This is a genomic window from Rhodococcus sp. IEGM 1372 (assembly GCF_030056835.1).
Taxonomy (GTDB): domain Bacteria; phylum Actinomycetota; class Actinomycetes; order Mycobacteriales; family Mycobacteriaceae; genus Rhodococcoides.
Map to the genome: position 1 here is coordinate 1 of NZ_JASHKS010000036.1, position 14015 is coordinate 14015.

7 protein-coding genes are annotated in these 14015 nt (G+C 59.2%); 2 read left to right on the plus strand and 5 right to left on the minus strand.

Going from position 1 to position 14015, the window contains the following annotated elements; genetic code table 11:
* Nucleotide 1: 1 nt before the first annotated feature.
* The 3 genes from QM590_RS21175 to proA all read right to left on the minus strand — a co-directional run bounded on the left by QM590_RS21175 (nucleotide 2) and on the right by proA (nucleotide 8939).
* Nucleotides 2-1732 carry a DUF262 domain-containing protein gene (locus tag QM590_RS21175; protein ID WP_269596299.1) on the minus strand — a complete coding sequence of 577 codons (1731 nt, stop codon included), beginning with the start codon at nucleotides 1730-1732 and terminating at the stop codon, nucleotides 2-4.
* 162 nt (nucleotides 1733-1894) lie between these two features.
* Complete coding sequence (locus QM590_RS21180; protein ID WP_269596300.1) at nucleotides 1895-2914, minus strand: CBS domain-containing anti-phage protein; 1020 nt, start codon at nucleotides 2912-2914, stop codon at nucleotides 1895-1897.
* A gap of 43 nt (nucleotides 2915-2957) precedes the next feature.
* Entirely contained in the window at nucleotides 2958-8939 is a 5982-nt protein-coding gene (proA, locus tag QM590_RS25995; RefSeq protein WP_502942417.1) for an anti-phage protein ProA, read from the minus strand.
* A 605-nt stretch (nucleotides 8940-9544) separates the two neighbouring features.
* Here proA and QM590_RS21195 point away from each other — a divergent pair.
* On the plus strand, nucleotides 9545-10699 hold the full coding sequence (locus QM590_RS21195) for a hypothetical protein (protein WP_269596301.1): 1155 nt from the start codon (nucleotides 9545-9547) through the stop codon (nucleotides 10697-10699).
* Nucleotides 10700-10867: 168 nt separating this feature from the next.
* On the plus strand, nucleotides 10868-11881 hold the full coding sequence (locus QM590_RS21200) for a GIY-YIG nuclease family protein (RefSeq protein ID WP_269596302.1): 1014 nt from the start codon (nucleotides 10868-10870) through the stop codon (nucleotides 11879-11881).
* A 168-nt stretch (nucleotides 11882-12049) separates the two neighbouring features.
* Here the strand turns inward: QM590_RS21200 and QM590_RS21205 are convergent, their stop codons facing one another.
* Together QM590_RS21205 and QM590_RS21210 are read right to left on the minus strand one after the other, a co-directional pair.
* Nucleotides 12050-12703, minus strand: coding sequence for a response regulator (locus tag QM590_RS21205; RefSeq protein ID WP_269596303.1), 654 nt, complete (start codon nucleotides 12701-12703; stop codon nucleotides 12050-12052).
* 38 nt (nucleotides 12704-12741) lie between these two features.
* Complete coding sequence (locus tag QM590_RS21210) at nucleotides 12742-13977, minus strand: sensor histidine kinase (RefSeq protein ID WP_269596304.1); 1236 nt, start codon at nucleotides 13975-13977, stop codon at nucleotides 12742-12744.
* Nucleotides 13978-14015 lie beyond the last annotated feature (38 nt).

The following is a 14015-nucleotide window of genomic DNA, read 5'->3' on the forward strand; positions in this document are numbered from 1 at the left end:
CTCATGGGCAACAAGACTCTAAAACCAGATGGCCCCGTTCACTGGGGACACGCCAATCGGTTCGTAAAGCGGCGGAAGGGACAAGGTGCGCGTCAAGAATGCTATCCAATCGTTGGGCCTCGATTTGCGATTTTTTCTCGATTTGCAGCAAGTAGCTCGATGGTGCAGCGCCACCGATCGTCCTGTTCGTCACCGCTGAAATGCCAGTCTTATTGACGATGCTCTCACGTCTTTCGTCATTGATTTGATGACTGGCGCACCACTTCTTGGGGAAGATGTGATGAATATCTACTGCCAAACTGACGTACTGAACCTTATCGAGCGCCTTGTCCTCCATCCAGTCTCGAGCTTCGTTTGCTAGAAGTAGTGCGTACAGGCCCTTGTATGCTGCTGCCTGGCGAGTGCGAAGGGAGTGCAGTCGTGATTCGACGAATGTCGCGTCATTGATCGTATTTGGTGTAGCGGCACCATCGTCTCCGAGCACCCAGGACGGTACCTGCTCCAGGTCTCGAACAAAACGGGTCTCAATTGCACCGCCATACAGTTCTCCGAGTATTCCGCACCAGAACCATCGAACGAGTCTGTCTCGCGGCCCGAGTAAGTCTGCTGATTTTCCAATTACTACTCGCAAGGTTGCGAGCGGAACCAACTGCTTCGGGTAGGGGAGAAACCGAGTATCGAAAATGTGGCGGTCCGCCAAGAAATCGGAGGCCCAAACGAAAGCCTCTCGTAGCGGTTTTACCCATTCCAGGTAATCCTCGAGTGAGAGCTTCAGTACATCCTCTCGCTTTGCAGAAACGGCCGGTGGTCGATTGCTCTTGTCCGCCAAATTGCGTTTTCTTGTTGCGAGAAGACTGACTGCCTGTAGGAAGTCTGTATTTTCAAGGCTGGCGAGTACCGGATGCTTCGCGAACTTGGCTTTGGTTTCTTTCCAATTATCATTCAGGCGAAAATCTGTGCCGTTTGCCTCGAAGTATTTCGCATCTCCGGCAAATGTAGCCGTGAGCAGTTCGAAAACATTGAGCGGTAGACCGCCAACGTTGACCTTCTCGAATACGGTCGCGACCGCAGACTTACTCGTCTCCTTGCCCAGCTCGATCGCGGGAATATTGTAAGTACCAGCAGGTTTGACTATGTCGGCATTAAACTGCTTGGCAAGATCCCGATCATCGAAATCGAACAACCACGACATCGCGTCACCGAAGAGTAGACGAGCAGGAAAAAGGCCTACGCTTCGCTCTTTGTCTGCCGTCGAGACGTCCCGAACGACGTCTTTGCCGAAGTTGGTCCGCTCGATCCCGTCGCCGGTAATTGATAGCACCGCTTCGTCGATACGATCGTCGCCCTGAACGGCCAACGACATGTCGACATAGTAACGGCGGTCCATAAGCTTTCCACGGCTGTCCATCGTATGTACGATCCCAGTTCCTGTAAGTGCCTGCGTCAGCGAGGTGAGTCGCTGCTGTCCATCAAGTAAGAGCAGGTCGGCAGCAGTGCCATCCGCTATGTGCGTACCCTCGATTGGTCGGGGCTTGAATCGTATCTGGTCGTTCCCCGTTTGGAGAAGCATTACAACTCCGAGTGGATGACCTCGCAAAATGGTAACCAGGAGCTGACGAATTCTCTCGTCCTCCCACTTGTATCCACGCTGGAAATCCGGAAGTTGGATTCTCCCACTCAAGGTCCACTTCAGGTAGTCATTCAGCTCGTACAAGGGAGTCTGAAAGCCCATGTCGTTCTCCTGTTTTTTCGTTATTGTTGCCAGTTGTCAGCGAAGAGGAGCCTGGTAATACCTCAACTATCGATCAAGAAGGTCGATGTAACGAGACTACCGTTTGGCCGATCTGCTTCGGCTCCTTCGACGTGGAGTCAGATGATTGCTTTGGGTTTCAGGTCACTCCTTCGCGACCGCGGCGGAGTCCAAATACTCCAACCACTTGGCAAACTGCCGAGTTCCGGTGATGGCCGTTTGATCGAGTGGGTCCGGGTTGAAGTGCATGATGTCGTTGCGCAACCGTCGCATCTCATCCAAAGCCTGAAGAAAGGTCTTCCGGTCAACCAAAGAGCTCAACGTTTTCCAGTTGTATTCGGGCTCAAACAATTTCATCATCTCGCCGATGGTCAATCCGGAGGCGTTCACCACCTTCTTTCGGCGTTCTGGTGAGTCGTGGACCGCATCCCTGATGGTGTCGACCGCGAACCACTTGTCGATCAGCCGACGCAGCCGTCTCTCGGTCTCGCCAATCAGCAAGAACGGCCCAGCTAGCAGTTCGAATTGTTGGCTGAGATCGGAGGTTGTGACGATTCCTGTAACCCGTTTCGTGTTGTCCTCCACGAACACGTATCCGGATTCGATGATGCGAGGAATGGATGCGAGGAGGTCGGCTGTCAATGCGACGGTTGCAGCCGATGCAAGCACACTGCTCACGGTGTCGACATCGCCGTCGAGACGACCCTTTGCGATAGATTCCCAGCTGATGACGCCGACCAGCGCGCGTTCACTTTTCATCACGGGTAGCTGCGAAAAGTCATGGCGATGCATGAGTGACCTTGCCTTGATCACGCTCTCGTCGGGCCGTACACGCGTGACCCCACCGGTCGCGGATTGCAGACTCGAGACGGTCAGCGACACATCCTCGGTGTCGGTCGAGGTTGGCCGAGGTTCCCAATCATCGGTACTGGGCTCGCCAGACGCAGCATGAGCGATCAGTTTGATTTCCGTGTCGATCCAGCTCACCTCGAACGACGGTAACGCCTGTAATCCGTACGCTGCGAGGTCCGACGAAATGGACTGAACCGTCTCTGCGTCGCGGCGCTTCGCTCCCCACCGGCCGAGCAAGTCCCTGATGGTCAGCGTCACCGCGTTGTCCGCAGACCTACTCGCGGCGTCGGTAAGGAACTCGTCCAAGGTCATGCTGCACTGAGCCTTTCAATCGAGGTGCATTTCGGGGGTGGAGTCAGGAACCGCTCGCGTAAAGATCACCGACCTGCATCATTCGGCTGGTGCGTAGCGCGAGATCGAGGCAATGGCGGAGTCGTTCAACGGTCTGCGCGGTGAGACGCTTCTGATCGAACTGGGCCAGCGTCTGGCGGAACAGATCCGACTGCGCCAGGGCGCTGCCATCGGCCACGAACATCATCGCATTCGCAATCTCTTCCGGGCCGATTTCTCCGAGTGGTCGAGTGAGTCCCGTTTGAGTGATGCGGAACCCGCGCCATGACTCGGAGTCCAACCCTGCCGGCCAGACGAAGTCGCCGCCCAGGCCACTGCGGAGCAGCTCGCCAGGAATACACCGCTCGATCAATTCTTTCCGAGCGGCTCGCAGGCGATCGAAGCCAAAACGAGTACCGATCTGCCGACACAGCCTGTCTACTTCGATGGGGCCCTCAATCTCCACGACAGCACGTATCGCGTCGACGATGGTTGCGCGAACGCTGGGAGACTGGTCCCGCTCGAGGTCCTCACGTCCGCCTAGACGCGTGGTCGGTGCTTCCAGGTACAGCGCGGCCTTCTCGTGGATGTCGCGCGTACTGGACAGTCGTATCTGATGTTGCTCCTCGATGGCACTCGCGATCCTGGCGTACTCGAGATCCGGTTCCGCAGGCATGGGCACGTTCTCGAGCTCTATGTCCGCAGAGACCTCCAACTCTGTGTCGGGGGTGTCGAGGGCGGCAATCTCGGCCAGCTCGTCGATGGATGCTTGCCAGTCCTCGGCGTCGGATTCACGACGTGCTGCGCGTTCTTCGTCGAACTGCGCTGCGCGGGCAACGGCGTCGGAAATACGATCGAGAACCGCGTTCGGGTTGTCAATCCACTCCGGCAGCCAGACACGAACCAGACCGCCCCACCCCATCATCGACTGGAGTAGTAGGGGAGTCATGTCCCTGTCGGAAACGGTAGGCCGTTTTGCCCACTGTGGTCCGTCTGTTAGAACCGCTACTTGCCAATGAGCACTGCCCGGTTGACGGACAACAAGATCGAGCACGAAGTCGGACAACCCGTATCCGGGGCGTACTTCGTAGCCGCGTTCGATCAGACTCTGACCGAGCGAGCGTAGGACGGCGTCGACCGACTCCCACCGAACGTCGGTCTCGGTTACTTCGCCGAGCTGCGCGGTCCGTTCCAGGTAACCACGCAGATGTGCCATACCGACGGAGTTCGTTCGGTTCAGGTCGATATCCGCTGGATCGAATGAGGTGAACACGATGACCTTGCGCCGCGCCCGAGTGATGGCTACGTTCCACCGCTTCTCACCACCGGCGCGGGTCAGCGGACCAAAATTGAGTACGAGCTTGGAGTCACCTGGCTTCTTGGAGAACGCCGTCGAAAACAGAATGACGTCCCTTTCGTCGCCCTGCACGTTCTCAAGGTTCTTCACGAAAAGGCCGTCTTCTTTGTCTTCTCTGAGCTGCTCCGCCACCAGGGGGTCTCGGCACTCCTCCAGAAGATCGCGTACGAGAGTCTGCTGCTGAGTATTGAACGTGACGATTCCGATGCTCTCGTTGGCCGTGTGCGCGTTCGCAAGTCGCCTACGCACCTCCCCAACGATCGCTTCCGCCTCTACGAGGTTGGTGCGATGGCGTTGTTTGGTGTTCTCGCGGTTGAAATGTCCCTGTACACGACGCCATTCGACACCGAGCGACTCGTCCCCGCCTGGTGTTGGCAAGCTGGCTAGGCGGCCTTCGTAGTATTTTTCGTTAGAGAACGCGATCAACGACTCGTCCTGGCTCCGGTAGTGCCACGACAACCACTGGCGTGGGATCCCGGATTCGACGGCTTCGGACAGAATGCTGTCGAGATCTTCTGGAACTACTTCCTCGTCGTCCAACACGTCGTCGCCGTCGCCGGCCGTCGCTTTGCCGACGGCGGTCGGTGGCATCTGCTGCGAATCGCCGACGATGACACCCGACCGACCACGTCCCAGGGCACCGACTGCTTGGGGGACGGTGACCTGCGATGCTTCGTCGAACACGACCACGTCGAACGTCACTGTCCCTGGCGGGACGAACTGTGCTAACGAGGTCGGGCTGACAAAGAAGCACGGCGTCGCTGACACGATGTGGTCCGGATAACGAGTGATCAACTGGCGGAACGTTTGGCCGCCACGCTTCGCATCGAGCAGGCGACGCAACTTGCCCACCTCATCTGTCAGCTGCCCTGCCTTGAACGGCCTGCGTCCCAACAGAAGTGATCGAAGCGCCACCACTTGCTCTTTACGTTGAGCGTCGGCCGCAGCAGAGAAATCGTCGACCTCGCCGTAGCGCTGTTCAGGATCGAAGTGCACCAGGCCGGCTCGCCGCCGGCGTTCTTGTGCGGAGGTCGCGGCCACACCGCGAATGAAGGACAGCTCGGCGTCCGACGACGAAATCGACCCGCTAAGCAACTGATTGACGAAGTCCTGCAGGCCGGCCGACCTGAGCGGGTCCAGATACGAAGTCGTCGACGAATATTGCTGAACCGTGTGGATGCCGTCGATACTGAGAGAGTCGACCCATCGCTGGCAGTCCTTGGACCACTTCTGAGGCCAAGTATCGTCGCCGAGCCAGCGGGCGAGCGACTCCGGGGTAGTGCCGAGCGCAGCAATCCACTGCGTCCACCCCGCGGCGAGCGAGCGCACCGTTGCAAGATCGGTCTCTGGAATCGATCCGCATTCGACGATGAAGGACCACGACGCCGGATCGTTTCGTCGCATCGCGGTTGTTTTCTCGACGTGCTCGATAAGTGGCTGCAGTTGAACTGCAGCGTCAGGGTCGAACGGGCTCCACCATTGCGGTGCGAAGTCGAGCAGAAGGTCCGTCATGCGCCCGGTGACGTCGAGAGCGTCGGTCCGCGCGCCCGGAAGCGTCTGCAAGAGAGGCAGAGCCTGCTCTGGGGTGAGTGACACGCCAGGAGCGACTAGAGACGCGGTCAGGTGATGGAAGGCCTCGACCCGCTTTTTCTTGCCGAAGAGCCCGTGGGTTGCTTCGGTCGCGGCCACAACTACGGGCTCGATTTCGCCGGTAGCGACGAACAAGGGCGTAAAGGTGTCGGATACCGCCCGCACGGAATTCTGAAAATCGTTGATAGAACGGAGAAGAGCGTCTCGCGCGCCATGCCAGTCTCTACGAGACGCCCTGTCCAGCAGCTTAATTGAAGGAACTGGAAAGCGAGACAGTTGTTCGGCTTTGTCCGCCATTGTGCGAAGGGACGCTGCGTCGGTCGCCCGTTCGAGCGCGCCACGAGCGAACGCGGACGAGTGCGCAAGAGCGAGGTCTCGGTCCATTCCGGAGGCGAGTGTCGACAGGGTCGATTCCGAGATTACGTCGTCGAGACCCCCGACCAGGTTCCATTCGTTGTCGGTCGTCGGACGAGCGCTGCGCGCGGACCGAGCGAAGAGTCGTAGAGAGTGTTCGATGTCGGCGATGGGAACCGCCGGCTGCGCGACGAAGCTGTGGGGAATGTCCGCTGTTGGACCGTCTGGCAGACCCATCGCGGTGTCGGTGGCCGACCACATGGACAGGCCCACTCCGTTGGTGTCGTGCAAGACTTTCGGATACTCCGCGAGAGGCGCGTGTCGCGAACGCATGGTGGCGAGGCTGGCTTGCCACAACCGCTCGTTGTATTGTGCGTCCAGGTCGATGGCCTTCTTCAGCTGGTCACGGATGGCTTGTGGTCGCTGATTTTTTCCGTGTAGGTCGAGTGTGAAATCGGATAGGCCAATCTTCTCGAGTCGTCGCTTCACCACATCTAGGGCTGCCTGTTTTTCGGCGACGAACAGCACCGACTTCCCCTGCGCGAGGGTGTGGGCGATCAGGTTGGTAATCGTCTGAGACTTCCCCGTACCAGGAGGACCTTCGAGTACGAAGCTGTGTCCATCGGCCGCGAGTGCCACGGCGCGTAGCTGGGACCCGTCCGCAGGAATGGGAACGGGCACTTCGATTTCCTCGACCGGCACATTGTCGAGATCCTGACCCTGCGGGCGGGCGTTGTCGAGGAAGGACTCGCCAGCGGAATGCACGAGGTGGTGCACGATCGCGCTCTTCTGCAGTATTTCCCAGTGTTCGTCGAGGTCCTTCCACATTCCGAAGGTGCCGAACTGGCAGATCCCGAGTGATGTGCATTCGTCGATCCGGAATGACAGGTTGTGCTCGACCAGTGAGCCCCGGATCTGCTGCAGAGCTAGATCGATGTCGATTCCCGAATCGTCCGTCGGCGGGTTCTGCAACGCGGGGATTGAGGCGTTGTGTTTCAGACGTAGCCATTCGACTAGGCAGTAGTTCGGGTTGGAAATCTCCGATGAGTCGATTACAACCTTGAACGGTGCGTTCCCGGTGCCTCCCGTGATTTTGACCGGAAGCAGAAACAGGGGAGCTCGTGCTTCGCGTCCTGTGGACGTGGTGTGGACGAGCGCTCCGAAGGTCAGATAGAGATTGGCCGATCCGGTCTCCTCGAACATCGTTCGGGCCGACCGTTGCAGACTCTTGAGCTGAGTCGCGTACTTCGCCTTGGTGACAGCGGCATAAAGCTTTTTGCTCTTCTGCAGGTATTCCAGCAGCACATCGTTGTCGATGTTCTGCGCAAGACGGGCACCCCGGAGCTCGTGGATGTCACTGATCTCGTCGTTGGGCATCAGCTCGATGGCTACGTTGGCGTGAACGAGGTCGTCGAGAATTGCCAGACCGGATTTCGGTATGTGGAGATCGATGACCTCCTTGGCAGCTTTAAGATTCAGCAGCCTGTTTCGTGTACTGAGGTCCAGCAGAGATCGTTTCCACTTCTGCACGCGAGCCGGGGAGTTATCGGTGGGGTCGAACACTGCATCGTGCTCAGCGGCAGCTCGGACCAAATCAGACGGAAGCTCGATTCTGTCCGCCGCGGCGTCGGAGTCGTCGTCTACCGTCTCGATCGCGACGTCGTCCGCGGTCGGGAGCGGCCGGATACCGTCTTTACGCGCCGTCGTCACCGCGGTGACGCCCAATAGTGTCCCCGGGGACGCGAAGTGTCGTCGAGCCATGGTGACGGCACTGGCGAAAGTCCCGGTTTGCGCGAAGTCGTAGAATTGAGCTTCGACGGGGACGACCGTGTTCGATTCCACGAGGTTGACCATCGTATTCGTATCGGTCACCGTGGCGCTCGCGAGATTCGTCTCCTCACGCATGAAGCCTGCGAACGCGTGACCTTTTTTGAGCCACAGCACAGGACGCAGCCCAGCGGCTTCGAGGCACGCAGCGTACGTGACTGCCAAATCGATGCAGGTGCCGAACCTCTCCTCCAGCACCTGCGCTGTAGTGCGGATCTTCTGGCCAGACTGCTCGAACGAAGCAGGCGGGCTAATGTATCGAATGCCCTTCGATCGGAGGGCCTCGTAGATCGCGCCTGCAATATAGGCGGCGCGCTCCGGCCCGGACTGATATCCACCCAGCGACGAGTTGCCGGTCTGCTCCTCCAGGAGTGTGCTGGCGATGGCGAGGACCGACGAAACTGCCCGAGTGTTGGGCTGCACGAACGCGGCTAGGGACGAGTAATAAACCGGCGCGTTGAACCATTCGTTGTGTGCCAGAACCCTTATTGGCACCTTGAGCTGGATCGGTCGACTCCACAAATGCTTGACGCTCACGTATATGGTCGCCGGATAACTCTCGTTGAGTTCCTGCAAATGATCGACCTCAGGCACGACTTCAGCGAAGTTGTCCCACTGAAGAGCAGAGCCCGGAGCCAGCGGACCGTCGTTAACCTCGTCGCACTCGGGAGAGATGGGATGCCCGCGTCCGAACAACTGGACCGACGCCTGGACGTCGATCGTGTCTTGGTTCGACGCATTCCGGATAGACAGAGCCGTGATCAAAGGAACCCCGTTGTGGACCAGCGCGAGGTTCACCGCAGGATGGGCGAACAACTCGACGACGAGGCCACCTTCCTCTATTCGGTGAGTCGCGTCAGTCAGTTGGGGCTGGGTCATCAGATCTCCGCACTACTCGGTCGTTGCCGCCCCACTGGTGGGCAGCAGAACGGCATTGCTCTCACCGTAAGAGATCGTCGCTAGTTGCGGGAACGTTCCACGGAATGCCGGCGATGTCCGCGAATCGACGTTGTCGAAGGAGCGCGACGGAGAGCTCAGAATGAACTTGGGTTGGTCGGCTACTCGTGTTCCGCGATGTCCGATAGCTCGACGCGGTATCCCTGCAGCCAACAAAAGTCGGCTTACAAGACTGTGATCTTGTTTCGGCCCAACCAGATTGGGAAGCCCTCTGGTTGAGAGACGTACAGCCCCCGTGTGATGTGACCACTCGATCGAATTGCACCGGCCAATCGATGGTTGCCGCCAACTCGGTGATGGGGTCGCGGACGAGGGGGTAGGAACGATCTGTATCAACACTTCGCTGACCTCGTCACCCGAGCGAAAGGGGACCGCCCATTTCGTCTCGTCAAGGTAATCGTGCCCAGTCGCGGCGATGGGTTCATTCGGATGAATGATGTCGACCAGACCGCTTGGGTGGTTCGGTGCTGCGGTGTCCGTACGGTCGGATAGCGTGCTGCCTGTTCGGCGAGACGAGGAGACTTTCGATGGGCAATGCAGGTGGGCAGTGGCAGCCCTACCCGTTGTGGGGCGGTCAGGGAGACTGGTGCAACGAAGAAGTTGTCGGTGTCCACGCCTATATCGATGCGATCCGAGCCACCCTGGGTTCGGACTTCGACCCGTCGGGCTCAACCGTTCGACGCACGGTCGAGTTGATCCCTGAGCCCGGAAATCCGCACGATCGATACGCTGTGTCAGTTCGGGCGTCCAACCACTTGATCGGCTACTTGGCGCGTGAGCGGGCAATTCTGTTCCACAGTCGGTTGATTGGCCTCATCGATCGAGGACTCGTTCCGACGGTGCCCGCGTCCATTCGCGCTTACGACCAGAACCGGTGGGATGACAGGCCGGGTGTACCGCTGGATCTGGACATCAACATTGGTGTGCAACTCAGCGAGCCACACCTCATTCTTCCTGGCAACGAGCCTCCCGATGTGCCGTACACGATGTTGCCCCACGGATACTCGGTTCAGGTGACGAAGGCCGACGACCATTTCGAGATTCTTCGACATTTCGTCGAGCCAGAGGGCGAGCTCGAGGTACTGGTCACTTTGCATGAAATCGACGTCAGCACTGCGAAGACCGAGAAGAAGCTTGTCGAGGTACGCGTGGAGGGGCATCGCATCGGACAGCTGACGCCGCAGACCAGTGCAAAGTTTCTGCCCGCGGTTCGCCATCTCTCCAATCGAGGGTTGGTCACTGCCGGCCGCGGTTGGTTCAAGGGGTCGTCCGTTTCAGCCCAGGTATCGCTGATGGCAGCGAAAGCCCATGAGCTGCCGGGGGACTTCTTGGCCGGAGAACCCAGGACGGTCATTTCGCTGAATCGGTCCCGTCGGACGCCAGCTATCGGTGCATCCTCGGTTCAGTCGATAGAGGCGACGCCGGTGGCTCGGACATTTGTCATCGAGCTGGTGACGTCGCAACCGCTGACGCCCTGGCAGCAGAAGGAAGCGCTCAAATTGTTGCGCGCTGCAACGTCGGTGGCTGGGAATGACATCGAAGAACCTGTGGTGACGGATAGTTTCGTCAAAGCTACAGTTTTGCAGGAACATTCGGATTTGATCGCGAATGCAGTCTCTGGTATCGAAGACTCGGACTTCTCGCTGGCAAGCGATTACCGAGCGTCGTTCGGATCCACGTGAGCGACTTGTGTCGGTGGCGAGACGTAGGCTTTCCTTGTGTGGATACCGTAGTACTACGTGAACAGCGACTCTACTGTCGTGCCAGTAAAAGTTTGGAAGTCGAGCCCTGGTGATTGTTGCTCCTGGTTGGAAAAAGTGCAGTGAATCTTCTGTGGGCGGGAGTGTGGCATGAACCTAATTCTGCATACGACTGTCGCTCGGTGGGCTGAGGATCATGGATTCGGTCCTGAAATAGATTTTCCGGACGTAACAAATATCGGTCTGCCTGCGGCCGGCCCGAAGCGAAGTGGCTACTACCTCCTGCGATTCGAGAATGACTCTTACTATCTTGGAGAATCCGTTGATTTACGGTCGCGGATGGGTGGACACAAGGCGAAGTGGGGAGACGAGGTCGCTGCGGTGCGCCTTCTGCCTAGTGCTGCATCGAAGCAGGAACTCAAACGTGTGGAGCGGGGACTCACGCACGAACTGGAATCCACTGGTGCGCCGCTTCGGAATGTACTGAACGCGAGCATCACCTACGGTGTCGACGTGCTCAGCGAGTTGTTGAACCCGGCGGCGCAAGAAGATTGGTCTGCGGGACCGGCTGCGTTCAATGCTCTTGATCGGACACCGCTGAAAGAACTGTCAGCTCAGTCGATTCGATATTCGACGGCGGCCCGCCGCTACCTCGAACATCCCGATGAAGACGCTGTCACATCACTCCTGCGTACCTACATCGAGTCGTGCATCCCGTCCCCTCGAGCGACCGAGTTTCAATACTGGTCGGTCAGCACAGGAACTTATAGCAGCAGCAAATTTCCGCGTCGATTTTGCGTGAGCGTTGGGAAGATGGAAGTCTTCGTTCTCAACGCTGACAAAGAGCGCGGCGGTCAACTCGCCGGATTCGTCAACATCCGAGAAAGCGTGCTCGATTCGTCCATAGTGGACATCGATGGCTTCTTCGCTGATCACCCCGGCGTCGAGGTCCTAGAGACTGGCTACGAGGACGCGGGGGCTGACACTCTAAAGCTTTGGATTGAAGGGCTGGACGCGCTCACGAGGTTGATCTCCGATCCTCGGGTGTCGAAGTCCGCAGGCGCGCTGGTTCTCGACTTAATGCGAAAGCATTTCTGCGTATACACCCGATACCACTGTCCGCAGCTTGTCGAGCGTGTCTATCCGAGTTTCAGTCGCGGTTGAAGGATTGCTGCTGATCTCGCTGCCGCCGACGTCGGTGCGGTATTGGGTGTTGTGGAGCAAGTGCCGTATTAGATGCCTCGCGCTCCAACTATGACCGTTCATTGCCGAGATGCATACTGTTTAACGGCAGTTCGAGGTCAGGTGGCCGGCGATCGTGGCTTGATTCGCTCACGTGACCATTCCCGCTCGGAAGGCAGCCAGTGCCGCCTCGACTCGATTGCGTACACCGAGTTTCACGAAGATCCCGGAGATATGGGTCTTCACCGTCGTTTCGCTGAGGTAGAGCTCGGAGGAGATGTCCGCATTGGTCGAACCAGTAGCCAAGATGCGCAGCACATCTCGTTCCCGTGGGCTCAGCACGTCCATCGACACCGACCGCGGGGCCGCCGGCAACATCGACGTCGCCACTATTTTCCGGAGCGAGTCCTCGCTGAACAACGTGTTGCCTGATGCGACTGCTCGAACCGACTGATGGAACGTCTCGGGTGCCTCGCTTTTGCTCAGGAAGCTGTGCGCCCCCGCCTCGATGGCCCGTACCACCAGATCGTCCACATCCATCGCCGTCATCGCGATGACCTTCGGTGGTTCTGCCAGCCTCATCAACTCGCGGGTGGAGTCCAGTCCGCCGACCCGTCGCATCTGAAGATCCATCAGCACCACATGCGGCCGGAACGCCGCCACCGCAGCAGGCACCTGGTCGCCGTCCTCCACGTCGGCCACCACCGAAATGTCCGGGGTCTTCGCGAATATGTCGGTCACTCCCCGCCGAACGAAGGGGTCGTCGTCGACGATCAGAACTGTGATCACGGCTGGCGCTGTCATGGTTCGCTGAGCTTAGAACGCCACTCCGACACTGCCCGTCAGGAGTACCACGGCAACCAGCACGCCACCACGAACTCGCCCGGCTGAGCACCGGCACTGAACGTGCCGCCCACCCCGTGGACCTGTTCGGCCAATCCCGCCAAACCCGTGCCAGACCCATGCGCGGACGCGGGTTGCCCCATCAGCTGATTGCGTATCTCGACGCGCACGCCTGCCTGATCGGACCCGTACACCGCCACCCGAATAGTCGAACCGGCAGCATGCTTCTGCGCATTGGTGAGCGATTCCTGCACCACCCGATACGCCACATGACTGCTCATAGCACCAATTTCACCGGGCGTCACGTCGAGCATCAGCGTCGTGTGCAAGCCTGCGTCCCGCGCCGAGTGCACCAGATCGGAGATGCCCTCGACGCTTTGCCGGCCACCGCTCGAGGCATCGGCCGATCCGCGCAGCACGCCGATGATGCGCTTGAGCTCATCCAACGCATCGTGAGCAGTCTGCCGAATCAACGACGCCGTCTGGGCTACCTTCTCGGGCCCGTCGGCGCTGTTGACCTGCATTCCGCCTGCGAACAGCGAGATGCGACTGAGGCTGGCAGCGAGTGTGTCGTGCATGTCGCGGGCGATGCGGGCGCGTTCCGCGTTGAGCAGCATCTCCTCACGAAGTGCGTTGGACTCCACTGTCACCTTGTCTCGACTGACCACGGCCTCCGTCAGATCGGATCGCGTGCGGCGCAGTATTGCGCCACCCACCACCAACCCGACGAGGACTGCCGCGACGACCCACGGAATCCACGCCGGGACGTCCCATTCCACCGGCACAGACCCGTCCTCGGCCTTCGTCGAACCTATGGTCAGGACGGAGTAGTACCGACTGCGATGGGCGTCGTACGTCAACGACACCCCGCACGCGATGTACACCGTGACGGCAGCAAGCACGAGCGGCTTGGTGCGTGCGAACGCACCGACGGCAAACAGTGCAATCAACGCGGCCGTCGCATCGGTGGCGAAGAACAGCGGCCCGGCCAGCGCCAGTCCCAGAACCACCCACGGCCGCTCGTGTCGCCAGATCAGAGCGACGCCGGCGATCAGGTTGAGCGCGACGCCGATGCCCAGGTTCCACCCTGGCGTCCCGGACGAGCCCGCTAGCCCCGCGGTCATCATCGAGCAGAACAGGCTGAAGACCACCGCCGCCGTAGTCCAGGCTTTGCGGCGCAGGGTGCCTGTCCGGTGGGTGCTCACGAACTGCAGCGTACGGCGGAGCACTGACACCGCGAATCGTCCGAACGGTCCGCATGACCGATCGGATG

Excerpts from the sequence above, each read along its gene's own strand:
- proA (WP_502942417.1), bottom strand. The coding sequence starts at position 8,939 with ATGACCCAGCCCCAACTGACTGACGCGACTCACCGAATAGAGGAAGGT.
- QM590_RS21205 (WP_269596303.1), bottom strand. The coding sequence starts at position 12,703 with ATGACAGCGCCAGCCGTGATCACAGTTCTGATCGTCGACGACGACCCC.
- QM590_RS21180 (WP_269596300.1), bottom strand. The coding sequence starts at position 2,914 with ATGACCTTGGACGAGTTCCTTACCGACGCCGCGAGTAGGTCTGCGGAC.
- QM590_RS21195 (WP_269596301.1), top strand. The coding sequence starts at position 9,545 with ATGGGCAATGCAGGTGGGCAGTGGCAGCCCTACCCGTTGTGGGGCGGT.
- QM590_RS21175 (WP_269596299.1), bottom strand. The coding sequence starts at position 1,732 with ATGGGCTTTCAGACTCCCTTGTACGAGCTGAATGACTACCTGAAGTGG.
- QM590_RS21200 (WP_269596302.1), top strand. The coding sequence starts at position 10,868 with ATGAACCTAATTCTGCATACGACTGTCGCTCGGTGGGCTGAGGATCAT.